We start from the raw sequence: 25,506 nt of genomic DNA on the forward strand, positions 1-25,506 counted from the left end.
TTATGTTAAGGAAACGCTTGATAGGTTTTAAATTTCTGAGCCTTTGTCTTGTCACCCTGTCTTTGACTTTAACTTTAGCTTGGGTAGAAGCTCCTACCTTAAGAATAACTAACAAAGTTCAGGCAGCTATAACTGCTCCTGATAATACTCTGAATCAGGATCTGCAGCATTTAGTACAACAGGGACGTGATTACTATCGTGATGGTCAATGGGAAGAAGCTTTAACTATCTGGCAACAAGCAGAACAAGCGTTTGCTGATCAAGAAGATACGCTTAGTCGCTCAATGGTACTAAGCAATCTAGCTCTAGCCTATCAACAGTTAGACCAGCTACCTAATGCTCAACGGTCGATTGACATCAGTCTAGATTTACTCAATAACTATTCACCTCAGGCATCTGCCAATAAACAGCGAATTCTAGCTCAAGTTCTCAACACCCAAGGCCATATTCACCTCGCTAAGGGAGAAGCCAGACAAGCACTTGACACCTGGCAAAGAGCAAATAAGCTATATACTGAACTTAAAGAAGAGAGTGGTATTGTTCAAAGTGCTATCAATTTAGCTCAAGCTCAAAGGACCTTGGGGTTTTATAGCCGTTCTCATAAAACATTAGAAGAAACAAAAGAATATCTTGATAGCCAACCAGATTCTTTAATCAAGGCATTAAGTCTATATAGCCTTGGTAATACCTTGCGTCCAATGGGGCTATTAGCCGACTCTCAAATATCTTTAAAGGATAGCTTACTAATTCAGCTTAAATTGCTAAGTCAGGTGAATAACCCTCAAGATTTTGTAATAGGCAGCTGTCGACAGCAAAGTGATGGACTTCCTCGCAGTATTTCTATTAAAGAAACGATAGTTTCTTCTCTAACCAATTCAGATATTAGTGCAACAATTCTCAGCCTGGCGAATACTGCTCGACTGCAAGGTTGTAGATTAGAAGCTCAAAAGCTATATGGTCAAGCTGTTATGACAGCAGTAACTGATGCTGAGAGAATAAATGCGCGAATTGATGCTATAGGCTTCTCTATAGAGTTGGGCTCTTCTAATGTTTTGAAAAATGCTTCTCAGCTTGCAACTCAAATTAATGAATTACCATTACCTAATAATCGTTCGGAGCTGTACACAAGATTACATTTTGCCCAAACTGTAATCAAGCTCATAAAGGATGATCCGAGCTTAACCAACTCCATAGCTCCTATACTGGTACAAGTTCGTGAACAAGCTTATTTACTTAAAGATAAGCGCTCAAATTCATACGCGCTTGGGTATTTAGGAAAGTTATATGAACTGCAACAGCGATGGCCTGAGGCTTTAAGTCTGACACATAAGGCATTAGAGCTATCTAATCAATTAAATGCACTAGAAATTTCCTATCGTTGGGAGTGGCAACTTGGACGTATTTATAAGGCTCAAGGAAATACCACAGACTCAATTTCTGCCTATCAAGCATCGGTCAACTCTCTGAGCGCTATTCGACAAGATTTAGCTATTATCAGCTCTGATGAGTTTTCTTTTGAGGAGAATATAGAACCTGTATATAGGGAACTAGCTAGTTTGCTGCTAAAAACACCTCAAACAAAAGCAAGTAGCAAAAATCAACCTCTATTCAATAATTTAGATCAAGCACGCAATGTCATTGAGTCTCTACAAACAGCAGAACTAGATGATTTTTTTAGGCAGGCTTGTTTGGAAGTAAAGACAGTTAACACCAATGACGTTGATCCCAATACTGCATTAGTATATGCGATTGTCCTGGATGGACAGATTAACGTTATTACCAGTGTGCCAAATCAACCCTTACACTTTCACACTACATCTCTTTCTTCTGGAGAACTAGATCAGTTACTAAAAGAAACAGAAGAAAAATTAAACAGAAATCCTAGTAATGACTCAGTCGAACGCCAAATCACTGATAGAAAACAGCTATTAGAACGATCACAACATTTATATGATTGGATAATTCGTGACTCTGAGCGATACTTGAAAGATAGCGATGTTACAACCCTCACATTTGTTCTCGATGGGCCTTTGCGTAATATTCCAATGGCTATTCTCCATGATGGGCAAAAGTATTTAATTGAAAAATACAGTGTGGTACTTAGTCCTGGGCTTCAGTTGTTAAATCCAAAGCCACTGCCCCGTCAAGAGATAAAGGCATTAACAGCAGGTATTTCAGAAAAAATTGGAAAATATCAAGCGCTTCCAGGTGTCCGTCTTGAACTGGATGCTATTAAAGCGGTAATACCCAATATTCAAGAACTATTTAATTCAGGCTTCACAAAAACGGCTCTTCAAAAGAAGCTTGATAAAAATCACTTTCCGATCGTCCACCTAGCAACTCATGGTCAATTCGGATCAAAAGCAGAAGATACTTTTCTACTTGCTTGGCAAGAAGATGCGAGTGATGATGGACGAATCAGCATCGATGAATTACAGGAAGTTTTGCAAATCCGGGACTTCACAGGTCAAGAAGCTATCGAACTTCTAGTACTCAGTGCCTGTCAAACTGCTGATGGTGATGATCGAGCAGCTTTAGGCATAGCTGGTGTGGCCCTGAGGGCAGGTGCTCGTAGCACTGTAGCTACGCTATGGCCAGTAAGTGATAGAGCAACAGCCATTTTTATGAAGCAGTTTTATCAGGAGTTTACTGACACGGAATTGACTAAAGCCGAGGCACTCCAACGTGCACAAAGATTTCTGCTGGAAATAGCTGATGGCTCAGATGACTTTTCGCACCCTTATTATTGGGCACCATATACACTCATTGGCAATTGGTTATGAATCTAGCTAGCAGTTTAACCATCGATAGGAATTAGCATTCGCGTGAATCCCTTTTATAGACCTCTGACAGTATTTGCTGCCTAACTAGATTATCGGCCATTACACGGGTATCCACTCGGAAAAATACTCAAGAAAAATATACATAGATGAGGTCAACCTATCTGATTATCAGAACTAGAAGCGGACATTCAGTTAGACGCTAAACTGACTAACCCAAGCTAACCCAGGGTTCTATGATTTTAGCTTGATTTTTTGGGGTAAAATTGGGGTAAGGCCAGATTATAAGCGCTGAAAATACTGATAAATAAAGCTTGAACGTCAGTTTCCCAAAGTGGGTTTTGAGATTTGAAGGGCATCTAATTTTTCTAGCAAATTCAGACCCTTTTGCTTATTCCCAATAGCGGCCATTGCTTTGAATCGATTACGGGTATCGAATTCCTTGAGTGCGATGGTTGAAAGTTCTTCCATCAGTTGATCAAGACTGATACCTAAAACTTGTGTTAATTTTTTCAGCTGTTCATACTTATCATCAGAGAGTTGAATTGTTAGGGCTGCCATGATTATACGCTCCCTGTAATGATAATTATGAATACAACAGTTTATTGCTTACTCAAAATTTTCAATAATTCTTTGAATCGTTGAAACCTCCATATTGTCTTGTTCAGATTTTGAATAAATATCCAGTAAAACAATACTGTCAGACAATTGAAGCCAGTAAATTAATCGGTACCCACCACTTTTACCTTTTTGAATATCACTGTTTTTGATCCGCAGCTTGTAGACAATGGCTTTAGTTCCTTGGATGCGGTCGCCTAATACGTCCCCCTTACTCAGCTTATCTAGGACAGGTTGAAGATCTGATTGAATGCGACGATATTTCTTGGTGAGAGTTCGGACTTTCCTTTGGAATTCACGAGTGACCTTAATTTTGATAGGTGGCACTTCAGGCAATGTCTGAGTCCTCCCACAATTGGGAAACGGGAACGGTATCACCACTAATAGCTTGCTCCCAGGAGCGCTTAAAGCTTTCCTCTGAAAAGTTTTCCTTTACTTCAGGTGACTCGTCATCTGATTCATCAGGTTCTGTAACGAGGATAATCACCTTAACAGTAGTGGGATGTGGCAGAGTGGGGGATAGCTGAAATTCAGGCAATTCGATATGCCCATCGGCTGTGACAGTAGCATTAAGTTCGTAAGCTTTCATGATAATGGGTTCTGAGTGGGAGTCGCTCCTGCAATTTTATTGCTAATGCCCTTGATTAGCCATGTTTAGGTTCTAATTCACAACACGTCGCCGTTTGGTGCATTGACTACGCTTAGTCCTACTAAGCGAGTTACTGCCCTCTAGTATATCTAGCGATCTCAACCCTCTGCTTAGCCCAGAATTATCAAGCCTACAGGCAGACCGTCATCTAACACTTATCTAGAAGAATGCAGGTACATCAACTCGGTGAATCACATCCGCATAGTGATCAAGCAAAACTTTAGGATCATGACCTGTCAACTTTGCCACCTCAACAACAGACATCCCCTTGGCTAACATATGACTGATAAACGTATGACGAGTATTGTACTGGCACCGGTATAAGCCATTCTCTTTTGTCATCCCACATTTACCCAGAACTTTTGTCCATGGACGGTTGAGAAAGTTTGTCGCATCCATGGACTTTCCAGAAGGACTCGGAAAAACAAGCTGATCAAGGTTGTAGTCCTTAGGTCTGATTGATCGCAATAGTTTCTGAAGTTCCTTGTTACACGGGAACTTACGAGTGCGATTTGTCTTTGTCGATTTCCGGAGTCTGCCAGTACCCGTATCTTTACGAACAGAGGCTTCCATAAAAGTGATTTCAGAACAGTTTTTGCTTACATGCTTCCATTGCAAGCCAATGGCTTCAGACGTGCGACAACCTGTCATAAACAGAAATCGCACATATCCCAAATAATGGGCATAGTATTTATCTTTCTCAAAGCCAGCAATGATTGTCCTAATTTCTTCCAGAGTAAATGGAGGGGGCTTCTGGGTAGGTCGGGGCTTGCATAACTGTTTTAAGCCTTTGAAAGGATTCTTCCAAGTATCTTCAACCAACTCATTTTCCTGAAGCCAATTGCAAAAATTATTGAGCGTATTCAGGTACTTTTTAACTGTAGTTGGCGAAATCTGAGCCAGCAGCTCCTCAATAAAAACAGTTGCCTCTTCCTTTCCAACAATTTTCTGTTTAAAGGTCTTCAGCTTCTTCTCAAGGGGAGAATACATCGAGATGATCGTAAATGGATTCTCTACACGACGCTGTTTGTAGACAACGAAATCACCCCAATGATTCTCAAATACTTCTGAAAAGGTTTGAGGGTTCCCCAACACTTTCTTAGGTTCTGACTCCTCCTCAAAAGGTTCTGGCTTGTATTTGTCCAAGCTAATATCAAAGTTATCGCTGATCATGTCCAGCTCAATCTGTTGAGCTTTCTGGATTGCCACTCGACGATTAACTTGTGTATCGTGCAAACCTAATGACAAACAATAGCGTTTACTGCGATAGCTCCAACGCAGCCTTAATCGGTCAGCAAACGACTCAAGTTTTACCTGTCCCTTAGCCATGACTCAAAACGGGTATAAATGCCCCGCACCGTCTATACCAATTGTTTGAACTTCAGAACGAGTAGAGACCTTTTGACCAGTCCTTTATATCACTGATCTAGTGCATGAGGACCTCAAACTAGATCGATTGTACTGCTTTTTTATACCAGTTTTATACCACTTTTAGGTCTAAATTGACCCAAAATGACCCAACGCAACTACCCTCTAGCAGAAGATAATTGCGTTGGGTCATCGCTTAAATCCTTTGAAATCAGTGGCTTTCAGCTCTGTGATTGGGAAAGCGGATGATGGGACTCGAACCCACGACATTCAGCTTGGGAAGCTGACGTTCTACCACTGAACTACATCCGCACTGGACTTGAATAGTAACAGTTGAAGTTGTATATAGGCCAACCCTTTAGCCTGACTTAAGCTTTTGTATAGTTTGAGATGTTCTTCTTCACCGGCAATTGTCCTCAAACAACAGCCGGTGAAACGTATCTTAAGGCTTAGCCGCTAGGCATTTGCTTCTTCTCGCACCAGCTTATTCCAACCCAAATCTTTGAGATTGCTATTGCGGCGTAGAGGCCGAGTCACTAACTCAAGAATGTCGCGAGTGTTGCCAAAACCGTGAATTTGGGCGAAGGTGAATTCTACTGACCACTTGGTATTAATGCCTCTGGCCTCTAAGGGATTGGCGTGGGCCATCCCCGTAATCACCAGGTCGGGTTCAATTTCTAGAATGCGTTGAATCTGGTTGTAGTTGTCTGGTTTTTCCGTAATCTTGGGCTTGGGTACACCCATTTCCTCGCAGGTGCGCTCTAGGAACTGTAGCTCAGCTCCCTGGAAGCGTTTGTCCATGTAGGGAATACCAATCTCCGGTACAGTCATGCCACAGCGGATCAAGAAGCGGGCCATAGCAATCTCAAGGAGATTGTCACCCATGAAGTAAACAGATTTGCCACGAATAAGACTGACGTAATCTTCTACGGATTCCCAAATCTTGGCTTCTCGTTCGGCTAATCCCTTGGGTTCAACGCCTAAGACTGAGCAGATTTTCTCAACCCAGGCACGGGTACCATCGGGACCGATGGGGAAGGGGGCACCGATGACCTTTGCCTTTTTCCGTCGCATTAGAGTAGATGCAGTGCGAGATAAGAAGGGGTTTACGCCAGATGCAAAGTAGCCTTCTTTGATTACGGGCAGATCGGTGTAGCGGTTTTCTGGTAACCAGCCAGATACCTTGATGCCTTGCTTCTTAAGTTCTAAATTAAGCTGGGTGACCACTGGGTTAGGGACCGAACCAAATAGGATCAGGGGGCTGTGGTCGTAATACTCATCTGCAGCAGGGGCTTCGTCCGGAGCGACGGCTTCGTTTTTGCGACCTAGGGATAATAGCTTGCCAAGACCATTGCGTTCTTGCTTTTCTGGTTCGATGGCTTTAGTCGCGGGCTCTGCAGTGGGACAGCGCTGGGCCATGGCAGCGAGTACGGTGTCTTCACCCTGGGTAAAGGCATAGTCAAGGCCATTGGCACGGGCGACGACGATGGGAACGCCAATTTCATCTTCTAGGATGGGGGCAATGCCCTCGAGGTCGGTTTTGATGATTTCGGTGGTGCAGGTGCCGATCCAAACGATTACGCTAGGGTTGCGATCGCGCTTTATCTGCAAACACAACCGCTTCAGTTCTTCATAGTCATTCAACTTGGCAGAAATATCCCCTTCCTCCAACTCAGCCATGGCATAGCGTGGCTCAGCGAAGATCATGACACCCATGGCATTTTGCAAAAAATAACCACAGGTTTTTGTACCAATGACCAAAAAGAAACTATCCTCAATCTTTTGGTAAAGCCACGCAACACAACTAATCGGGCAAAACGTATGGTAGTTGCCCGTATCGCAGTCAAATTCAAGAGAGGGAGTGTTAGCAGGTGTTGTCATCGTGATTATCGTCCTTAGAGCAGTAATAACTCTCGCTAAAGAGGAACGGTGAAAAGGGGGGTAACTGAGTCTCTGTAGCGATGGTTCACCGGGCAATAATCCGATAGGTTATGACTGAGATGGCGCTTTAGAGTCCTTCCAAACCTTCTAAAAGAGGGGGATCGTCACCAGATGAAGCATCCAGTGTTGGACCATCTTCACCTGTGCCATTTAAGGCCATCTCTGGATCAAAATTAAGACCTAACACTTCGACTAGTGCATCTTCGTCAGAGTTGAGCTTATAGAACGGCACCATCAAATTTGATAGCTTAGGTTCTATAGCATTGATCACCCCTAAAATCAGGAGCGAAGATGGCCGCCGTCCACCGTCAGGCGTTCTAACGGAGACGTTGTTCATCTGTAGCTCTAACCAGGCGCGATTGTCTTGCACATAGTTCAACCACTTGTCGCGGATAGCGGTGGTGAAATTCTCAAAAAAGGCCATATCTTGAGATTTTAAATCAGCGGGCACGCAGCAATTTAGCACCTCAGCGTCAGAATGGCCAGTCTTTTGAGAAACTCAAAGCAAATAAATGACTAGTAACCTATCGGATTAACCCGTGAATGTTGGGCTAAACCATCATTAGATCCATTTCATTTTTCTGAACAGGGGCGTCTTCAGGGGGGTTGAGATAGAAGTCTGACAGCAGTGAGAAGAGCTCACGGTCGGCAGCATCTTTAGGTACCACACCTTCAGGACGAGCAATGAGCTGATCGGCAATGTTCAGATAGTACTGGCACACTGGCTCCAATGATGGATCAGATTCAGCCATTTCAAACATGGTTTTGCCCTTGACCCGTGAAACACGAATATCTTCAATCAGGGGCAAAATTTCTAGCACCGGCATCGGCACCGCTTCGATATACTTGTCAATCAGATCCCGTTTAGATGTACGGTTACCGATGAGCCCAGCCAGCTTCAGCGGGTGAGTGCGGGCTTTTTCCCTGACGGATGCCGCAATGCGATTAGCGGCAAACAGGGCATCAAAGCCATTGTCAGTGACGATCATGCAATAGTCAGAATAATTAAGCGGTGCGGCAAAGCCACCACAGACCACGTCCCCCAAGACGTCAAATAGAATGACATCGTATTCGTCAAAGGCGTTGAGCTCCTTAAGGAGTTTGACGGTTTCGCCGACCACATAGCCGCCACAGCCAGCACCTGCGGGGGGACCGCCCGCTTCTACGCAGCTAACATCCCCATAGCCTTGGTAGATAACATCTTCGGGCCAAATATCTTCGTAGTGATAATCCCGTTCCTGTAGCGTGTCAATAATGGTGGGGATTAAAAAGCCCGTTAGGGTAAAGGTGCTGTCGTGTTTAGGGTCACAACCGATTTGCAGGACCTTTTTGCCGCGTTTAGCAAGTGCGACAGAGATGTTGCAGCTGGTGGTGGATTTGCCAATGCCGCCTTTTCCATAGACCGAGAGTTTCACGCTCGTTGTCTCCTTCTGGTGGGTTGGTCTAAGCGACCATGTCTGTGGGTCATTGTGGGTAATCAGCGGCTGATTGGATAGGGTTCAAGAAAATGGATGACTACCAAAAATGCTTTCTGAATCAGAATTTATTTCAAAATAATTACTCAAGGCTTTTTAAGCTTAGAAAAAGGATATTTGGGCCACTAATATTATTTTTAGGGTCTAATTAAATAAAATATGGATCAAAAAGCAAATTTTTGAAATGCTTCTATCTCCTTCTCCTAAAAGACTTTTGTCGTTTTATATAGACCTGAATAAATCCATTTCAAAGGGTGTTTCAGGCTAAAAGATGTCTGGTTGTTTGAACTGATTCCGTAGAGTCTTCCCTTGGGAGTGCCCTAAGATTTAGTTTGATAAGACAACTTCATTATCCTCAGCTTTTGTAGGGCTGGCACGAGGCACAGCCCCTACAGTGGAGATCCATTTTGACTGGGGAATGAATACTGGGTTCAGTTAGACTTACCCATGGCTGATGTGGATCTGGCTAAAGAATATTCGACAGTTATCACTCAGCATAATGTTAAGAATGTTTTATTTGAAAATAAATAAAACAGAATGCTAAGAATTTGTTTCGTCTTTTGAAATGTTCGCAATGTGATTCTGGGGGAACCAGGTCAAGTCTTGGTCAGCGGTTTCAAAATTATTGGCCGTAAAGAGTTGGCTGCTGACTGATAGTTCGTTATCCCACTGGGGCTGACTGATCTGTGCTAGAGATTGGTAATTCGCTCTGAATTGAGCAATTGCTTGATTTATTTGGTGGATAATTTCTTGCTCAGACTTTGGGGCTTTGGGGGATGGGATTTGCAGCTGTTTTTCGAAAAAAAGAATACTGGCTAAGGCGTATAGATTTTCTTGGGTGTCCAATGCTTTGGAAATTTTGACGTTGCTGTTGCTCAGGGCAGTGCGGATAAATCTGACGCTTGGTGGATGGGGCTGATTGTTTGGAAGTTGGGCAATAAAATTGGCGCAGAAAGCTTTTACGCCATCGGTAAGCATTATTTTTTGATGCTGCACCAGCTGAGTCACTAATGCCGTAATTTGTGTTGGAATTTTTGTGCCTAGGGGAGGAATGGGTTGGGATAACTGAGTGCCAAACGTTTGCAGGGCAATATATAGGAGGCGTTTTTTCTCAGGCAGGCTCAATTTTGGCTCTGGTTGAGCGTTATTGAGTATCGCGATCGCAGCCTTAGTCAAGTTGACAAAGTCTAATGCCGATAGTTTTGATGAAATCCGCTGTAGATAGGTGCGAATTAAGAAGATGAGTGTTTTTGCTGCATCATCTAAACGGGCTTTTACTTGGTGAACAGCGGCTGCAAGAACAGCGTCTCCGTTTGCATCACTGTACTTATCCAAACGCTCTAGCCAGTCTATCTGTCGGTAATTCTGACGGTAATCATGATGCAGTTTGTAAATTGAGATGCCCAATTCCTGGCCCGATTTCTGGCCTGTGATGTCCATCACTATGATTAACGCTGCCAGAATAGCCTGGCATTCCAGGTCGGACCTGGCCTTACCGTAGGTTTGCTCAAAAAGCGCTAACGCTATTAACAGTCTTTGGCTATCAAAATTGGATAAGGTGGCAGGGCTGACCATAACTGTCTGCAGATGTTAAGAAGACCGGACTCTCAGCCCCTGTATGTAGATAATGCAGGAAATCTACTTGGCACCTTTGCAATGTGCCAGGAACTAAAGTTAAAGTATATGCTGATGGCTGTGTTGAACTCTAATTAAGAAATTACACAACAGAAGTAGACCATTATCCCAACGGCAACATTCGTTCCATGGCATGCTCGAAAGCATTGAGGCTAGCCACACCCGATATGGCACTCGAATTGTTGTTGTAAACTAGAAAAAACATAGCCTCAGAGGCCATTACCAATCAAGATGAAGGGTGCCCAATAGTAGGGATGGCTTAGATCTGTCGCATCGATTGGAAGATTCCCATCAATTGAAAGTGTCAGCAGTGCTGCTCGACTGCTGTCGTCAGCCATACTAATTAAGCGACGTTGAGCATGCTGTAGTGCTTCAGCTTTTGACACTCCTCCTCGACTCAGAGCATCATAAAACGCATTCATAAGAATTTGGGTTCCCCCGTCATCCTCTCTCGATAATATTGCAATGCTTCGAAATTGTTTCCATGCTGATATGCGATATTGCCAATATTTGCCAAAGTAGTGGCTTCGCCTGTCCGATGACCTAGTTCTCGTTTGAGGCTTAAACTCTCCTCATAGTATCGTAACGCTTCTGAATAATTGCCTAGCTTCTCGTAAACAACGCCAATGTTACCTAGGGTGATGGCTTCATTTAAACGATTACCTAATCTACGGGAGAGCTCTAAACTCTCCTCATGGTACTGAAGGGCTTCGGGATAATTGCCAAGGCGTTGATAAAAGACGCCAATGTACTCCAATACATGAGCTACTTTTATCAGATTATTTGTTCGCTGATAGAGTTCCAGAGCTTTTTGCAGTTTTTCTAGGGCTGATTTCCACTGCTCCGTTTGATAGTATTCGATACTTTCATCGAAAAGTCTATCGGCCTGACGATTCAAATCTGTTTGTGCCCTTACCAACTTTGGCCCGATGGTATCCAATAGCACAATCGACGCTGTGCCAAAGGCTATCGAAAAGACCAATGAGCTTAAAGTAAAGCAACGGGCTAAATACATATTAAGCCGCTAAATTACGCTAATTTACTACATCTTAAGTTACATACAGTTTCTGACAATTTCAGTAGACTTACGGAATGACTTTATAATTCATGGCAATAGGGAGATGATGGCAATATGGCAATGAATGCTAGCATTTGCAGACTGATCAAGCATTCAAAACCCCTCGGGATTCTTATCCTGGGTTCCTCGCAACTACATCTGAAGTGATAAACCGGTTAGGTAAAAACTTGCAAACCATTTGTACAATGTCTCAAGACCTGCGCAAGAATGGGCACTACGATGAGCACATCTGAAACCTGTATCCATGGCAGCTACTCCCGAGCAAATCCAAGAAGTTTTAGCGCTACGCGATCGCAAAGTAGGTCCCAAACAAATCGCCCGTAAGCTAGGTCTACGACCCGCCGAGGTCAACAATATTATCCAAACCCAGTTAAGCGCGAATCCTGAAAACCATAGTCAGCCTAAAAAGCACTCTAAGCTTAAAGAGTGCTTAGTTGATTCCCAAGGATTTGATCGCTTTTTTGGTAGCCGAAATACTCGCAAAGATCGTAAAGGGCTGTCCCAGATTATGGTGACCCGTGCCGATGGCACCCATTATCTGGTCACCACTTTTCTTATTGATGCATGGTGTCTGGGGGTAAAAGATGCCATGGGACCTCGCAAAGTTAAAACCACTGACTATCCGTTAATGCGAGAGAATGCTTATGCCCACACCATGGATGATAGCCATAGAACGATATCTCTGGAACAGGCTCAATCAGTTATCTACGGTGCTGTGGACTATGCTAAACGTCTAGGCCTTGACCCCCATGAAGACTTCGAACGGGCCAAGCATAATCTCGGCCCTCGCATGGATAATCTGCCTCGCCATGAATTTGGTAAAAACGGTAAGCCCTATTACTTTGCTGGCCCCTATGACAATCCAGATAAAATTATTGCCAAACTCAGAGAAAGCGTTGGTGAGGGCAACTTTAAATACACCATTGGGATGGACTTGGGTATGGGGACTGTACTCTAGCTATCAAATAATACAGGCCAGTTCCCGTGACTTTTCAGTGAATAGAAGATTTTCACCATAGTCAATGGGGCAGTCAATAACAGCGGGCACATCAGCTGCCAGAGCTGCTTTGAGTGTGGGGATAAAGTCTTCTGTCGACGTTACTCGATAACCCTGGAGACCAAAGCTCTTGGCCAGGGCAACAAAATCAGGATTGGTAAATTTGATAAACGCAGATTCACCATAGTAATTATGTTGTTTCCACTCAATTAGACCATAGCCACCATCGTTAAAGATAATGGTGACAAAGGGAGTCCCTAAACGTAGCGCTGTTTCTAGCTCCTGGCAGTTCATCATAAAGCCGCCATCACCTGTGACCGCAACAATCTTACGGTTGGGATAGACAAGTTTAGCTGCGATCGCACCCGGTATGGCAATACCCATGGAGGCAAACCCATTGGAAATCAGACAGGTATTCGGTTGCTCACAATGGTAGTTGCGGGCAATCCACATTTTGTGGGCTCCTACATCTGAGAGCACAATGTCATCGGGTCCTACTACCTGACGCAGATCGTAGAGTAGTTTCTGGGGCTTAATGGGAAATGCCAGATCGTTACAATATTGTTCATAGTCAGCCCGCATTTCATCTCGTACCGCTTGGAATGGATAGCTTGATTTTGCATTACGTTCCACCCGTTTTAAAATCTGTTCAAGGGAATCTTCAATATCCCCAATCACTTCCACCATGGGGACATAGCTACTGTCAATTTCTGCAGGGGTCAAGCTCACATGCACAATGGGAATTTGTCCATGGGGGTTCCACTTTTTCGGTGGATATTCTACTAAGTCATAGCCCACGGCGATGACTAAATCACTTTTATCAATGGCGCAGGAAATAAAATCTCGCTGCTGCAGACCAACAGTCCAAAGGGCCAGGGGATGCTGATATGGAATGACTCCCTTACCCATAAAGGTATTGGTAACAGGAATCTGCAATTCATCTACTAGTTTAGTGATCGCTCCACTAGCCCGCGCTCGAATAGCCCCATTACCCACTAAAATTAGCGGTCGTTCTGCCCGAGAGATCGCGTCCGCCGCTTTCTGAATGGTGTCAAAGGCCGCAAAGGTTTTACCGTTGCGATCGCAGGTCAGCGGTTTTCCCTCCGCTTCCATATCGGCAATATTTTCGGGTAAGTCAATATGCACAGCCCCTGGATTACCCGTTTGCGCTAACTTAAAAGCTTTACGCACAATTTCCGTTGTATTACTAGGTCGCACAATTTGAGTGTTCCATTTAGTCACGGGGGCAAACATCGCCACCAAATCTAAATATTGGTGAGACTCAATGTGCATGCGGTCAGTCCCCACCTGACCAGTAATCGCCACCAATGGGGCACGATCTAGATTGGCATCGGCCACCCCTGTGATTAAATTGGTTGCCCCTGGCCCCAGTGTGGATAAACACACCCCCGCCTTGCCCGTTAGCCGACCATAGACATCGGCCATAAACGCCGCCCCTTGCTCGTGACGAGTAGTGACAAACTGTATAGAAGACTGTTTCAACGCCTGAAGTACTTGGAGATTCTCTTCTCCGGGCACACCAAAAATGTACTCCACTCCTTCATTTTCGAGACAACGGACAAGGAGTTCTGCAGTGTTCATAAAAGATACCTAGGGAATGGGTAATGCAACGTCAAAATTTCAGTTGTAGGGGTGTTCCATAGGTGGCGGCGTTCCATGGAACGCCCCTACAAAATAACAAAATGCCCTAACTCACACAAACCGTCTTGGCATTGACAAACTCTAAAATGCCATGTCTGCCAAGTTCACGGCCAATACCTGACTGTTTAATCCCGCCAAAGGGCAAACGTGGGTCGGATTTTACCATGCTGTTTATAAATACAGCACCGGCTTCAATCTCATTGACCAAACGTTGTTGTTCCGCTGAATCTTGCGTCCAACCGCTGGCACCCAAGCCAAAGGCAGTAGCGTTAGCTAACTGAATCGCCTCGTCTAGATCCTGGACTCGGAAAATCAGGGCCACAGGACCAAAAAACTCTTCTTGATCAGCCGGGGTGCCGGGGGGGATATGACTCAAAATCGTCGGTGGGTAAAAATTACCCAGCTCTAACTCAGGGGGTAATGTGGCTTTTAGTTTTTCTAGATTACCCCCCACTAGAGCCTTGGCCCCTGAAATCAGACAATCGTGGACCTGTTTGTGAATGTCCTGCAAGATAGACGGTGTTGCCAATGGACCAATGTCTGTTTCAGACTGCATGGGATCGCCTACTTTCAAGGCATTAAACTTATCCACTAAGCGTGTCTCAAACTCATCCGCAATGGTGCTAACCAAGATAAACCGCTTAGCCGCAATGCAAGATTGGCCATTGTTTTGCAAACGGGCCATAACAGCGGTCTCCACCGCCTGATCTAAGTCAGCACTGGGTAGGACAATAAAGGGATCGCTTCCCCCCAGCTCCAACACTACTTTCTTCAAATGCTGTCCAGCGGTGGCAGCCACCTGGGAGCCAGCAGGGCCACTGCCAGTGAGGCTAACGCCACGGACGCGCTCATCGGCAATCACTGTAGCCGTTTGCTCAGCCGTAATTAGCAACGTTTGAAATGCACCCTCAGGAAAACCAGCCTTGCGAAAAATTTGTTCTATAGATAGAGCGCATTTAGGGACGTTGGAGGCGTGTTTCAGTACGACCACGTTACCGGCCATCAGAGCGGGTGCAGCTAACCGAAACACCTGCCATAGGGGAAAATTCCACGGCATCACCGCCAAAATAATCCCTAGGGGCTGATAGCGGACGTAGCCTATGGCTGAGCGCTCATCTGCTAGATAATCTGCCCCATGCTCAGCATAGTGACGACAAACCCAGGCACACTTTTTTACTTCTGCGATCGCAGCCCCGATGGGCTTACCCATTTCCTGGGTCATGATGCGACCCAGCACCTCAGCATGGTCTTCTAAATAATCAGCAGCAGCCCGTAGCCAAGTGCTGCGATCGCTAAATGATGTCCATCGATAGTGCTGATATTGTGCTTCTCCTGCTGCTAATTTTTGCTCTATCTCGTCTAATCTCAGAGGAGAATAGGTTTTATAAACTTTACCAGTGGCCGGGTTAATACTTTGAATTGCCATCGCGGACCTCCCGTAGGTCTTCTCATCTGGCCTAGGTCTAGGCCATCATCCATTGGGTGGGTCAGATGTAGCAAAACAGTCAAGGTCGGATACACTGCACATTTTCCATCAGCTGGCTTACCCAACCCAAACCCAGAAGGTATCTCTAATGTGACAAATGTGACAATTTCCGTCTTCAGAAAAGCAGTTTCTGCATTGATTATTTACTTTTTTAAACAATTCCAAACAAATGCCGATGGTTTTTATCTGGTGACGGTTAAGAACTTGTTAAGTTAGGGAGCAATCACTATTACGACGGTTATGGTAGTAACCAAGATACCTCCTAACTGCGTCTCCAGCCCTGTTGAAGCCCGTATCGGCTAATTTATCGACAGGGCTGCTACTTTTTTAAAGCTAATTCAGTATTGATTTTTACGTTATTTCTTATTTCTTTATAAATTGAAATAGTAGTTTTTTATTCCTAATTGATTTAGATAGATCAATATCAACCATGGATTTTTATTTAAACTATTGAAATCCGGGTTTAACCAGAAACTAGTAGTCTGTCAAAGTCAAAATTTTGGGTAGGGCTGACACGGAGACACGGGGAGGGAGAGACGCGGAGACATTGATTGCTTAAACGTTTCGCGTCTCCATATCTCCTCTTCTCCGCGTCTCGTTCTAAATCAGTAACGGTTTTTAGGTGATTATTCAGACTTACCTAGTTCCGCAACAAAGTCACTTGCTTCTTTGCCACAGGTCTCATGGGAGCCACCTAAAGTGCGACATTTTTCCTTATATATTTTGCGAGTAAGGCTAGGGGGTAGCTGCGCCGCATACTCCAGTGCCTTATCAAACATGGCAACACTGTCATCAGTCTCTTCCTGGCGTCGATGGAGTTGTGCCTTGAGATAAAACAGTTCTGGGTTTTCTGGGGCTGTTTCTAACGCTTGTTCTACAGCTTCCATGGCATCGGGCATCTGACCCAAATCGCGATAGCCCAGCGCAATACCACGGTAGGCTAGATAACTAGGGTTGCCATACTGTGACAGGCGCTCAATGGCGTCCTCAGGATTGGAGAAAGGTAAATTAACAGCCAACATTAAATCCATAAACCCTTTGACCAGGTTAAGTTCTGGGTCAGTGCTATCAATCTTTTCTGCTTCACCAATATGGCCAAAAACCTGTTGTAACATTGCCAATGCAGCCGGTGTACTACGGGCCACACCCTGAGTGCTCATCATGTGAGCCCCTTCCATAAAAATACCTACTGCCGAGTAAATATGTCCTCGTAATGGATCCGTTTCCAACAGAGTTTCAGCGGTGGATCTGGTTAATGCTACTTCTTCCTCTAGTTTGTCCCAGTCTTCATCGAGATAGGCCATGGATGCCGCCATGCTATGTACCAAAGGTTCGCCTGCTTCAGAATCCTTTGCCAATTCCAAAGCAGTCCGGGCTCCCACATAGTCACCTTCTTTAAAGAAGGCTTCAAAGGCCTCTTCGGCATGGGGACCAATATTGCGCTCGTCACCAGCGCGAAATGGGTCGCCAGCTAACGCCGGAGACGTCGTTATGGTCAGTGTTGCGGCCATTAGCGCCCCGAAGAACTTTAAAGAGCGTTTGGGACGATTAAAAAAATTCAAAACTCGAAACGTCATGGTGCCTATCCTAATGAAGTGGGCGCTGTGAACGATGGCAGCGCTTGCATGGGCGCTTTCAAGAAATGAGTATAGCGACTTGATTCATAAACTACTGGTAATCTATGAAACTCTTTAAGCTGTCATAGTGTGAGGCGGTGCTAACTGCGCCCCTTAAGTCGTTGTATGACACTGATATTGTTGTTGACGAGTGCCTTCTGTTTTAACCCGTTTGCCTATCTGAAAACACCTGTGTTGAGACAGGCTAACAGTGGGTGGAAATGGCCCCTGACGTTGTGGTTCTACTAACCAAAGGGTGAAATTATTGGTTGGTATGGCTGCGCTATTGTTCAGGCTGGGCTGCCAAGTTTTGACATCAGCCGACCCCGTAAAGGCAACTTGGATATTTTCACGCTGGGGAATAGCTAACACATAGCTTAAGGCACGGGCACGATAGCCATCTCGCTGGGGGGCTACCAAAACAACCGTAGCTTCAGGATCTGCCCCTATACGTCGACCAATTTGACCGGGCAGGTAGGGTTTGAGTAAAGCGATATCGTAGCTGATCAAAACCTGGCTGAGGACACCAGCTGCGATCGCAACCCCCAATACCCAGGGTTTACATCGAGCCATTGCCATGGCTGCCATCACCGTTACCGCTGGATACAGCATAAAAAAGTAGCGGGGGGCCAGGGTGAGATCTTTGCCCAAACCATAGGTAATGGCAATCATGATGGCAAATACGGCCACACCATAGCCTACAAGTGGAGCGCCTAAATCCAGCTGCGGTTCCAAATGCCACCCCCTAATTAACGGACGCAGCACAATGCCAAAAACCACCAGCATAATTAGGGCTGACCCAATGGTGACCCATTGCGGCACCTGCTCTACAGGCAGCAAAATTAGCATAAACAGCCCGGTCACCAGGGACTGTAGCCAGGGCAATATCAGGGTTTCCCAAAGGGGGGCCGACTGACTCAGCCAACCAGTGCCGCCTTCTCTGTGAAAATGGATGAAGGCGGTGGGCAACCATGGTACATACAACAGCGCTGTAACTGCCATCGCTAGCAACCAAGGCAAGGCTTCAGAGCGTCGGTCTCGACGCCAGAGGATGCGGCTAGCGGTGATCAACCATTGGGCAATAATGCTAAAGCTATAGAAGTAGTGAACGTAAATACCTACTGCATTTAAGCCAACCCAGCTCAACCAGCGCCAGGGAGACCGATCACCCTGGAGTAAGGCCATCCAATTGGTGAGGGCAAACAGTGCGATCGCAACTGCCAAACTATAGTGCCGCGCTTCCTGGGATAGATAGATGCCGTAGGGCGACACTGCCATCAGCAGGGCGGCTATGGTGCCGACGCGTTCTCCCGCCAATCGACGTCCCAGGTAAAATGCGCCAGCGACAGCCACAATCCCCCAGAGCACGGCAAAGGTTCGTAGCGTCCAAATGGACATTCCCAGTCCGTGTAACCAAACATTCATCGCCATAAAAAACAGCGGTGGATGGTTGCTATAGGTGGTTAATGCCTGGGCGGCCTGTAGGGTAGAACCGGGAGTATCTAATAGCGCCCAGTAACGTTCCGGCGGCAGTAACGTATTCATGGGAATCTCATTCAGATTCTTCCCAAGACTATAGAACGTGGTGTAAAGCTCATCCACCCAAAGGGGCTTAGCCGCTAGACGCCACAATCGCAGGAGCGCTGCCAGTAATAAAATCAGCGCTAAAGGGTGTTGTTGATTTAGCCTCAGCTTAGGCAATGGTTTGCTCTCGCTAATGGTGCCCCCAGCATGGTAGCCGATTCACTCCAGATTAAGAACGGGTTCTCACCATTGTTATGGCCACTCGTCCATCAAAATTAGGCACTGGAGCAGTCAGTTTAGTGACTGTCACTTGAATTTTTTCTAGACGTTCATCGTTGGCAAGGGCTTGGGTTGCGATCGCATCTCCTAGCCGCTCAATGAGTTTAAATTTTTCCGTCTGAATAATCTGCTGTGTCTGCTGGATAATATCGGCATAGTTGTGGGTATCTGTCAGACTGTCGGATTTGCCCGCCACCGACAAGTCCATCCACAGGGTCAGATCTACCTCAAACCATTGACCTAAAACATTCTCTTCGGGCAGGGCCCCAATGTAGCCATAGGCACGGATGCCGGTCACATTAATACGATCAGCCATTTAACAGTTATCTAAACTATTTCCAATCAAGGAATCTCTACTGCCAGGTGAACCTCTATGGGTCCTAGTCTTGCCGCTGACTGTAGCGGGTTCAGTCAGCGGCCACTAAAATCAGCTGCCAATATGGGAAAGTACCGAACCCACTATCAAAAGAGCTGTACTAATGGCGAATTTTTGTAGTGCTTCTCTTTTAAAAGCCTCTCCTAGTTGAATATTGCTATCTGTACTTTCATTGTCGGTGCCAACTTTTTTGGAAACCTTTGCCCCAAGCGTGCTACTCCATGCCAATAGAAACCATAGGAGAAACCAGGCCATATTGACAGCTCCTATCAACAGGAAAGCCGTGCCAATCAGTGCAATCATGAAAGTCTTTTTGTTGTTCTGTTGTGGGGACGTTTCATTCTAGGCGACACAATATGAGGTTGGCCATAGGTGGCCACAATCTAGTGACTAAAGTCATGAAGGGGCTTAAATGGTCTATAGAAAGGCTGATGCTGTCCCCATAATCCAGCTGTCGATTAACAACATCCATTAACAATCAGGCTAAATCGCGATGGGTAAATGGTTTAGCGTTTTCTCCTGAGTAGGTGGCAACAACATGACCGTTGCCGACTACCTGATATTTATAGGTCACCAACCCCTCTAACCCAACCGGGCCACGGGGAGGCATCTTTTGGGTGCTGATGCCTACTTCAGCGCCAAAGCCATAGCGAAAACCGTCGGCAAAGCGGGTAGAGCAGTTGTGATAAACGCCTGCGGCATCCACCTGGGCCATAAATCGATCGGCAGTGGCTTGGTCTTCGGTTGCGATCGCATCCGTATGCCGTGACCCATAGGTATTAATGTGGTCAATCGCCGCATCGACCGAATCCACCACTCGAATTGCCAAAATCAAATCACTGTATTCAGTGGACCAGTCGCTCTCACTTGCCGCCTGAATATCAGTTAACACCTGTCGTGTAGCATCATCGCCCAGCAGCTTTACCCCTTCTTGTTGTAGTGCTTCAGCTAGAATCGGCAGCGCCTTAGCTGCAATCTCTTTATGCACTAGCAACGTCTCAATGGCATTACAGGCCGATGGATAGCCCACTTTGGCATCCACAGCAATTTTGGCCGTCTTTTCTAAGTCAGCCGCCACATCCACATATAAATGGCAAATACCATCCGCATGGCCTAGCACCGGAATGCGAGTATTCTCTTGAACAAAGCGAACAAAGGCATTAGACCCGCGAGGAATAATCAGATCCACATAGCTATCTAGCTCCAGCAGCGCCCGCGTTTCTTCCCGAGTAGTCAATAGCTGCACGGCATTGGGGTCCAAACCCACATTAGTCAAGCCCTGACGAATGGCCTTGACCAGCGCCTGGCAAGAGCGCACAGCTTCTTTTCCCCCTTTGAGAATGACGCCATTACCAGACTTCACAGCCAATGTAGAAATCTGCATGACAGCATCGGGGCGGGATTCAAAAATAATCCCCAGTACTCCCAGCGGACAGGCAATCCGCTTGAGCTCTAGGCCATTGTCCAATTCCCGATGAATCTGGACTGCACCGGCTGGGTCGGGCAGCTTAGCCACATCCCGGACACCCTTAATCGCGCCCTTCAGCTTCACAGCATTCAGCTTTAGCCGTCCGTAAAGGGGCTTCGCCAGGTTATCGGCTAACGCCGCCTGCAAATCAGCTTCATTGGCGACTGTGATATCTGCCGCCGCCGCTTCTAATGCCTGGGCAATGGCCTCAATGGCCTCGTTTTTTTGCTGGGTGGACAGACTGGCCAGGGTGCGGGCTGCTTGACGTGTGCTGGTTGCGATCGCAACCAAAGAATTCTCAACAGCAGCCGAAGATACAGACATGGGGTTCCGTGGGATGTTTACTCATTTCATCTAGATTACCTAGAATAACGCGTCCTATGCGTCCTCAACCTTCCCCCGCAATCTTCCGTTTTGCGCGCTGCCAGAGCGCCTCTAATTCCTCAATGCTGTGATCATCCAAAGGCTTTTCCGCTGACTGCTCCAGCAGTCCAAACCGCTGCACAAAGCGACGATTTGTGCCCTGTAGAGCCGCCACCGGGTCAATGTCACACCATCGGGCCACCTGCATTAAACTAAATAGCACATCACCAAACTCAGCTGCCTGGTTCTCGGCACTTTCATGGGCCAGAGCATGGCGAAATTCTCCCAGTTCCTCCTCCACCTTTTCCCACACACCATCCAGGGTTTCCCACTCAAACCCAGCCTTAGCCGCTTTCTTAGAAATTTTCATGGTGGCAGTCATTGGAGGCAACGTACGGCCATAACGAGCCAGCTTGGAGGTTAAGGTCTGCTCATCTTGATTGCCCTTCTCTGCCGCTTTAATGGCTTCCCAAGTAACATGCACCTCTTCGGGGGTTGCCGCTTGGCTGTCACCAAATACATGGGGATGACGTCGAATCAGTTTTTCCGCAATGCCTTGAGCCACATCTCCAAGGTCAAACGCATCTGTCTCACTAAAGATTTGCGACTGCAACACCACCTGTAGCAACAAGTCCCCTAGCTCCTCGGCCATATGCTCACGGTCACCTTGTTGAATTGCATCGACCACCTCATAGGCTTCCTCCAGCACGTAGGGAGTTAGACTCTCAGGCGTCTGGGCCAGATCCCATGGGCAGCCGCCTTCAGGGTTACGCAGCTGAGCAACGACATCAATCAGACGCTGGAGGGATTCTAATGTTTTAGATTGCAGGTTTGTGGTCATGGATTTTAGCAATAGAGGCAGGTTGTGACTAAGCTCAGCCTATCGTTTACGATGGCCCTGATGACGCCGCTTTTTCTTAAATGCGGAGACTAGCCAGTCGCTGGTGTAATGACTCAGTGCCCCGAGTTCAAGGCCCACTAGCAACGCTAGCCACTCCCTCCAGTATTGAACAAACAGGCTGAATAAGATGGGTTCGAGCCTTTGCCAAGATAGCTGGGCCTGCCAGAAATGATTGATTGCAAGTACCCCTACAGTTGCAAACAGCGCAATCCAAACACCTAGATACAGTACCCGGACTATCGTGCCAATCAGAGGGCCGTGGGACCACCTAGAACGATGCTTGATAGCCACCTGATAGGGATACCAAATCCAGCGCATCAGACCCCATCGGCGATATTGCACTGACTGAATATCTAGATCGGGACCCATCATCAATCCACTGAGCAAAAAGCTGAGACCGACAATAACAGTTAGCGGCATATCAAGGGTTATGAAAAAAGCACTTATCAGCACCAGAGGTAATAGCCACAGCGTAATTCGGTCATGATGTTTTCCAGATGGCATAGGTCCTCAACAGCACAGCGCCCGTTCCTCGGGTTTTAATAATACAAATGAATTACCGCTGTTTTGAAAAAAGATTCCCTTTGACCGCTGTCACCTGAATTACATTTTCTTTGAAAAAAAGTTCGCCTTTAGTCGCTATCATCTGTTAATATCTATTCCTGTGCAAACACGCAGTTCACGGACGGTTAGCTCAGTTGGTAGAGCGCCTGCCTTACAAGCAGGATGTCACTGGTTCGAGCCCAGTACCGTCCATACTTACCCTAGAGGTAAGTCACTTAAGTCCTGTTGGCACAGGCAATTGCGGACGGTTAGCTCAGTTGGTAGAGCGCCTGCCTTACAAGCAGGATGTCACTGGTTCGAGCCCAGTACCGTCCATTCAGTTTCAATTTAAGTTGGTTAAAGCTTCTGGTGAAGTAGCATAATGCTCTAATTCTTTAGAGAGTCTATGCACAAGTATTTATTCGGCAAGGTTTAAGTGGCTCAAAGCTAAACCTTGATCATCTCACTGAGTAACTGTGAAATTTGATCGTTAGTAGTTTCTAAATTAAACCTTTGACCAGCTTGCGCCTGTGCCTTTTGTGCAAGGGCTTTCGCTTGACTAGACTGATCCTGACAGGTGCTGATAATGTCTGCCAACTTTTCAGCATCTCCAGGAGGCGTTAACCAGCCTGTTTGTCCATGGTCGATGAGCTCAACAGCTCCTCCAGCCGCTGCTGCTACCACTGGAGTACCACACAACATTGCTTCCACAATCACCCGACCAAAGGGCTCAGGGGCTGTAGGCGTATGGGTGACTAAATCACAGGCTGCCATCAGTTGAGGAATATCAGAACGAAACCCCAGAAACTTAATTCGATGCTCCAGATTAAGGCCCTGAATCTGTTGGTGTAGCTGCTGCACATAATCTTGCTCACCAAAAAGGGCATCACCAATAAATACGGCCACAACATTCTCCGGACAATGTTGCAGAGCTTCGATCAGCACATGCTGACCTTTCCAAGGAGAGAGACGACTAAAATGTCCAACCAAAAATGGAGAAATACCCTCTGTGAGATCAGATAGTTCAGAGACCATTTCTCCTTTTGAAAACTCTTGCTGACTACTACAGTCAGCGTAGTCTTCCAGGCGAAACCCGTTATAAACAACATGCACTCGATCTGCTCGCCCGCCTGCTTGAATAAATGCTTCACAACTAGCGTGAGAATTAGCGATCACGAAAGCCGCTCGGTTGGCCAATGTAATAATAATGCGACGATTGACCGAACTAAAGTGGTCAGGAGAAACAATGTCGTGCAAATGATAAACAAAAGGACGACCACTTAAAATACTGGCAAGAGCTCCAACCACTAAAGCTTTTTGGGTGTTGGCATAGATCACATCATATTGCTTGCTGAGTTGAGCTACCCTAATAATCAAAGGGATTAATCGGTTGAGATTTTTGAGTCCTGCCAGCAGGCCACTTGCCTTTTGGACCTGCAAAGCTTGGTCGGCAAGAATTTTGATCGGAATATTGTTTTGATGTAGGTAATCTGGGAATGTCCCCTCAGCAAAAACACCCACCAGGCTAGTTGTAGAAAACTGCTGCGCAATATCGGCCAAACAAAGTTCAGCGCCTCCTAGCTTGCCACTCTGGTCTAGAAACAGAATCTTCATGCTCGTTTATACGCTAGACGATTTCTAAATATTGATGCGAGTCTCTTTTCAACATAAACGTGAGTAATACACCCAATCAAAACCGTTATCACGCAGGCCAACATCATCCCTATGGTATAAAAACCAATACTGTTGATGCCTGTGGCCTGAATCACTTTGGTGAATATGGATAAGATCAGATAGTGGGTGAGATAAATGGAAAAAGAAGCTGCTCCTAAAACCACGAATCCTTTACTAACCGATAGCTTATGATCTTTTTCTAGAAAAGCAGCGCCTCCTACAATCAAGATTGACGATAGGCCATAGGCCACAAATTCATAATAGTGGGCAAAGCCTGAGCTATTGGAACTCGTCTGTAAAACATAGACGTCGAGCAATCCTGATAGCATAAAGGTGCAACAGCCCGTTAATAACATCAATAAACTGACCGACTTTTTCAGTTGGATTCGTCTAAAGAAAATACCAATTAACCATCCGCCTGCAAATTCAAAATTATAGTAAGAGAAAATAAAATCTAGCAGAAAATGATTGTTGTTCCTAAGCTGAAAACTTGAGAGTATATCAGTTAGCATAAAAACTGCTGACACTGACAAACCAGCAAGAATAAGTTTAGATGCCACTTTAGGCAACAGAATAACAGTAGTAAACGCTAAGTAGAATAATACTAAATGGCTTAGGAACCAGGCTACGGAAAGTATGGGCGGATGCTCCTGGGGAATAAGTAGCAATGACTTGATAATGACACCAATATCTTGCTCATGACCTTTTCCAAAGGATGGGACTAAAAAGTAAACTGGAATTACGCAGAGGCTCAGCAACCAATAGAGGGGATAAATACGAACACAGCGCTTGATTAGAAAAGCTTTTGCCGTATGCCGATGACCCATATATTTAAAGCTCGACAGTGCTAAGAAGAAGCCACTCAAGACAAAAAAGAAATCAACGCCCGAATCTCCAAAATCAAATAAAGATAGTAAAAAGGGTTGATCAAATTTGAGCGTAAATAACTCCGCTGCATGAAAGGTAACAATAAGTAGAGCTGCGATCCCTCTAAGACTTTCTAAAAGCTCCAACTTTTGAGGGGGTTGTTTTCTCATTTTATTGGCGTACGTCATAGATCCCTGGTATTGCTT

Annotated in this window: 23 protein-coding genes, 3 tRNA genes and 1 pseudogene; 4 read left to right on the top strand and 23 right to left on the bottom strand. The window is 45.8% G+C overall.

Annotated elements, in window-relative coordinates; translation table 11 throughout:
- The first annotated feature begins 2 nt into the window (after positions 1-2).
- Positions 3-2,783: a CHAT domain-containing protein gene (locus DXZ20_RS30905; protein ID WP_163702737.1), complete on the top strand. Its 2,781-nt coding sequence runs from the start codon at positions 3-5 to the stop codon at positions 2,781-2,783.
- A 318-nt stretch (positions 2,784-3,101) separates the two neighbouring features.
- On the opposite strand, the gene DXZ20_RS30910 is transcribed toward DXZ20_RS30905, so the two are convergent.
- The 12 genes and pseudogenes from DXZ20_RS30910 to DXZ20_RS30960 form a co-directional block, all read right to left on the bottom strand.
- A complete protein-coding gene (locus tag DXZ20_RS30910; RefSeq protein ID WP_163702738.1) occupies positions 3,102-3,341 on the bottom strand; it encodes a hypothetical protein in 240 nt (79 codons plus the stop codon).
- 48 nt (positions 3,342-3,389) lie between these two features.
- Complete coding sequence (locus tag DXZ20_RS30915; protein ID WP_264315410.1) at positions 3,390-3,725, bottom strand: type II toxin-antitoxin system RelE/ParE family toxin; 336 nt, start codon at positions 3,723-3,725, stop codon at positions 3,390-3,392.
- Position 3,726: 1 nt separating this feature from the next.
- On the bottom strand, positions 3,727-3,987 hold the full coding sequence (locus tag DXZ20_RS30920; protein WP_163702739.1) for a hypothetical protein: 261 nt from the start codon (positions 3,985-3,987) through the stop codon (positions 3,727-3,729).
- Between the two features lie 219 nt (positions 3,988-4,206).
- Positions 4,207-5,220 (bottom strand): tyrosine-type recombinase/integrase, encoded by a 1,014-nt coding sequence (locus tag DXZ20_RS30925; RefSeq protein WP_250565988.1) that lies wholly within the window; start codon positions 5,218-5,220, stop codon positions 4,207-4,209.
- A 12-nt stretch (positions 5,221-5,232) separates the two neighbouring features.
- A pseudogene (locus DXZ20_RS38795) lies at positions 5,233-5,376 on the bottom strand (Arm DNA-binding domain-containing protein); the annotation flags it as partial.
- A gap of 279 nt (positions 5,377-5,655) precedes the next feature.
- Positions 5,656-5,727, bottom strand: a tRNA-Gly gene (locus tag DXZ20_RS30930).
- A gap of 144 nt (positions 5,728-5,871) precedes the next feature.
- Positions 5,872-7,296: a ferredoxin:protochlorophyllide reductase (ATP-dependent) subunit N gene (locus DXZ20_RS30935; protein ID WP_163702741.1), complete on the bottom strand. Its 1,425-nt coding sequence runs from the start codon at positions 7,294-7,296 to the stop codon at positions 5,872-5,874.
- Positions 7,297-7,423: 127 nt separating this feature from the next.
- Positions 7,424-7,780, bottom strand: a complete 357-nt coding sequence (locus tag DXZ20_RS30940) for a DUF5331 domain-containing protein (protein WP_163703670.1) — start codon at positions 7,778-7,780, stop codon at positions 7,424-7,426.
- A 127-nt stretch (positions 7,781-7,907) separates the two neighbouring features.
- Positions 7,908-8,771 (bottom strand): ferredoxin:protochlorophyllide reductase (ATP-dependent) iron-sulfur ATP-binding protein, encoded by an 864-nt coding sequence (gene bchL / locus DXZ20_RS30945; RefSeq protein ID WP_348918737.1) that lies wholly within the window; start codon positions 8,769-8,771, stop codon positions 7,908-7,910.
- A 600-nt stretch (positions 8,772-9,371) separates the two neighbouring features.
- The gene (locus DXZ20_RS30950) at positions 9,372-10,406 is read right to left on the bottom strand and encodes a hypothetical protein (RefSeq protein ID WP_163702742.1); all 1,035 of its coding nucleotides are present in this window, start codon (positions 10,404-10,406) and stop codon (positions 9,372-9,374) included.
- 269 nt (positions 10,407-10,675) lie between these two features.
- Entirely contained in the window at positions 10,676-10,888 is a 213-nt protein-coding gene (locus DXZ20_RS30955; RefSeq protein ID WP_163702743.1) for a CHAT domain-containing protein, read from the bottom strand.
- Positions 10,885-11,448 (bottom strand): tetratricopeptide repeat protein, encoded by a 564-nt coding sequence (locus DXZ20_RS30960; protein WP_163702744.1) that lies wholly within the window; start codon positions 11,446-11,448, stop codon positions 10,885-10,887. Before DXZ20_RS30960 ends, DXZ20_RS30955 begins: the two co-directional genes overlap by 4 nt.
- A gap of 340 nt (positions 11,449-11,788) precedes the next feature.
- On the opposite strand from DXZ20_RS30960, the gene DXZ20_RS30965 reads away from it, so the two are divergent.
- Entirely contained in the window at positions 11,789-12,502 is a 714-nt protein-coding gene (locus tag DXZ20_RS30965) for a DNA-binding response regulator (protein ID WP_163668924.1), read from the top strand.
- 3 nt (positions 12,503-12,505) lie between these two features.
- Here DXZ20_RS30965 and DXZ20_RS30970 read toward each other — a convergent pair whose 3' ends face one another.
- The 9 genes from DXZ20_RS30970 to DXZ20_RS31010 form a co-directional block, all read right to left on the bottom strand.
- A complete protein-coding gene (locus DXZ20_RS30970) occupies positions 12,506-14,143 on the bottom strand; it encodes an acetolactate synthase large subunit (RefSeq protein ID WP_163702745.1) in 1,638 nt (545 codons plus the stop codon).
- A 106-nt stretch (positions 14,144-14,249) separates the two neighbouring features.
- A complete protein-coding gene (locus DXZ20_RS30975; protein ID WP_163702746.1) occupies positions 14,250-15,629 on the bottom strand; it encodes an NAD-dependent succinate-semialdehyde dehydrogenase in 1,380 nt (459 codons plus the stop codon).
- 686 nt (positions 15,630-16,315) lie between these two features.
- Positions 16,316-17,266 (bottom strand): Sll0314/Alr1548 family TPR repeat-containing protein, encoded by a 951-nt coding sequence (locus DXZ20_RS30980; protein ID WP_163702747.1) that lies wholly within the window; start codon positions 17,264-17,266, stop codon positions 16,316-16,318.
- Between the two features lie 153 nt (positions 17,267-17,419).
- Positions 17,420-19,006, bottom strand: coding sequence for a glycosyltransferase family 39 protein (locus DXZ20_RS30985; protein ID WP_163702748.1), 1,587 nt, complete (start codon positions 19,004-19,006; stop codon positions 17,420-17,422).
- A gap of 52 nt (positions 19,007-19,058) precedes the next feature.
- The gene (gene folB / locus DXZ20_RS30990; RefSeq protein WP_163668933.1) at positions 19,059-19,424 is read right to left on the bottom strand and encodes a dihydroneopterin aldolase; all 366 of its coding nucleotides are present in this window, start codon (positions 19,422-19,424) and stop codon (positions 19,059-19,061) included.
- Between the two features lie 111 nt (positions 19,425-19,535).
- Positions 19,536-19,787, bottom strand: coding sequence for a hypothetical protein (locus DXZ20_RS30995; protein ID WP_163668935.1), 252 nt, complete (start codon positions 19,785-19,787; stop codon positions 19,536-19,538).
- 175 nt (positions 19,788-19,962) lie between these two features.
- Positions 19,963-21,276, bottom strand: a complete 1,314-nt coding sequence (locus DXZ20_RS31000; protein WP_163702749.1) for a glutamate-5-semialdehyde dehydrogenase — start codon at positions 21,274-21,276, stop codon at positions 19,963-19,965.
- 64 nt (positions 21,277-21,340) lie between these two features.
- Positions 21,341-22,156, bottom strand: coding sequence for a nucleoside triphosphate pyrophosphohydrolase (gene mazG, locus DXZ20_RS31005; protein WP_163702750.1), 816 nt, complete (start codon positions 22,154-22,156; stop codon positions 21,341-21,343).
- A gap of 39 nt (positions 22,157-22,195) precedes the next feature.
- Complete coding sequence (locus DXZ20_RS31010) at positions 22,196-22,720, bottom strand: metal-binding protein (RefSeq protein WP_163702751.1); 525 nt, start codon at positions 22,718-22,720, stop codon at positions 22,196-22,198.
- 179 nt (positions 22,721-22,899) lie between these two features.
- Between DXZ20_RS31010 and DXZ20_RS31015 the strand changes: the two genes are divergently transcribed.
- Both DXZ20_RS31015 and DXZ20_RS31020 read left to right on the top strand, forming a co-directional pair.
- Positions 22,900-22,972: transfer RNA gene (locus DXZ20_RS31015), tRNA-Val, on the top strand.
- A gap of 50 nt (positions 22,973-23,022) precedes the next feature.
- A tRNA-Val gene (locus DXZ20_RS31020) sits at positions 23,023-23,095 on the top strand.
- 111 nt (positions 23,096-23,206) lie between these two features.
- Here the strand turns inward: DXZ20_RS31020 and DXZ20_RS31025 are convergent.
- Both DXZ20_RS31025 and DXZ20_RS31030 read right to left on the bottom strand, forming a co-directional pair.
- Positions 23,207-24,373 (bottom strand): glycosyltransferase, encoded by a 1,167-nt coding sequence (locus tag DXZ20_RS31025; protein ID WP_163702752.1) that lies wholly within the window; start codon positions 24,371-24,373, stop codon positions 23,207-23,209.
- Positions 24,370-25,488, bottom strand: coding sequence for an acyltransferase family protein (locus tag DXZ20_RS31030; RefSeq protein WP_163702753.1), 1,119 nt, complete (start codon positions 25,486-25,488; stop codon positions 24,370-24,372). The genes DXZ20_RS31025 and DXZ20_RS31030 overlap by 4 nt, the downstream gene beginning before the upstream one ends.
- Between the last annotated feature and the right edge of the window lie 18 nt (positions 25,489-25,506).

Source organism: Adonisia turfae CCMR0081, assembly GCF_011009555.1.
Classification (GTDB): domain Bacteria; phylum Cyanobacteriota; class Cyanobacteriia; order Phormidesmidales; family Phormidesmidaceae; genus Leptothoe; species Leptothoe turfae.

What these genes read in the sequence shown, in the direction of transcription:
- DXZ20_RS30905 (WP_163702737.1), top strand. Translation starts at nt 3, where the DNA reads ATGTTAAGGAAACGCTTGATAGGTTTTAAATTTCTGAGCCTTTGTCTT.
- DXZ20_RS30910 (WP_163702738.1), bottom strand. Translation starts at nt 3,341, where the DNA reads ATGGCAGCCCTAACAATTCAACTCTCTGATGATAAGTATGAACAGCTG.
- DXZ20_RS30920 (WP_163702739.1), bottom strand. Translation starts at nt 3,987, where the DNA reads ATGAAAGCTTACGAACTTAATGCTACTGTCACAGCCGATGGGCATATC.
- DXZ20_RS30925 (WP_250565988.1), bottom strand. Translation starts at nt 5,220, where the DNA reads ATGATCAGCGATAACTTTGATATTAGCTTGGACAAATACAAGCCAGAA.
- DXZ20_RS30935 (WP_163702741.1), bottom strand. Translation starts at nt 7,296, where the DNA reads ATGACAACACCTGCTAACACTCCCTCTCTTGAATTTGACTGCGATACG.
- DXZ20_RS30940 (WP_163703670.1), bottom strand. Translation starts at nt 7,780, where the DNA reads ATGGCCTTTTTTGAGAATTTCACCACCGCTATCCGCGACAAGTGGTTG.
- DXZ20_RS30950 (WP_163702742.1), bottom strand. Translation starts at nt 10,406, where the DNA reads ATGGTCAGCCCTGCCACCTTATCCAATTTTGATAGCCAAAGACTGTTA.
- DXZ20_RS30955 (WP_163702743.1), bottom strand. Translation starts at nt 10,888, where the DNA reads ATGAATGCGTTTTATGATGCTCTGAGTCGAGGAGGAGTGTCAAAAGCT.
- DXZ20_RS30965 (WP_163668924.1), top strand. Translation starts at nt 11,789, where the DNA reads ATGGCAGCTACTCCCGAGCAAATCCAAGAAGTTTTAGCGCTACGCGAT.
- DXZ20_RS30970 (WP_163702745.1), bottom strand. Translation starts at nt 14,143, where the DNA reads ATGAACACTGCAGAACTCCTTGTCCGTTGTCTCGAAAATGAAGGAGTG.
- DXZ20_RS30975 (WP_163702746.1), bottom strand. Translation starts at nt 15,629, where the DNA reads ATGGCAATTCAAAGTATTAACCCGGCCACTGGTAAAGTTTATAAAACC.
- DXZ20_RS30980 (WP_163702747.1), bottom strand. Translation starts at nt 17,266, where the DNA reads ATGACGTTTCGAGTTTTGAATTTTTTTAATCGTCCCAAACGCTCTTTA.
- folB (WP_163668933.1), bottom strand. Translation starts at nt 19,424, where the DNA reads ATGGCTGATCGTATTAATGTGACCGGCATCCGTGCCTATGGCTACATT.
- DXZ20_RS30995 (WP_163668935.1), bottom strand. Translation starts at nt 19,787, where the DNA reads ATGATTGCACTGATTGGCACGGCTTTCCTGTTGATAGGAGCTGTCAAT.
- DXZ20_RS31000 (WP_163702749.1), bottom strand. Translation starts at nt 21,276, where the DNA reads ATGTCTGTATCTTCGGCTGCTGTTGAGAATTCTTTGGTTGCGATCGCA.
- mazG (WP_163702750.1), bottom strand. Translation starts at nt 22,156, where the DNA reads ATGACCACAAACCTGCAATCTAAAACATTAGAATCCCTCCAGCGTCTG.
- DXZ20_RS31010 (WP_163702751.1), bottom strand. Translation starts at nt 22,720, where the DNA reads ATGCCATCTGGAAAACATCATGACCGAATTACGCTGTGGCTATTACCT.
- DXZ20_RS31025 (WP_163702752.1), bottom strand. Translation starts at nt 24,373, where the DNA reads ATGAAGATTCTGTTTCTAGACCAGAGTGGCAAGCTAGGAGGCGCTGAA.
- DXZ20_RS31030 (WP_163702753.1), bottom strand. Translation starts at nt 25,488, where the DNA reads ATGACGTACGCCAATAAAATGAGAAAACAACCCCCTCAAAAGTTGGAG.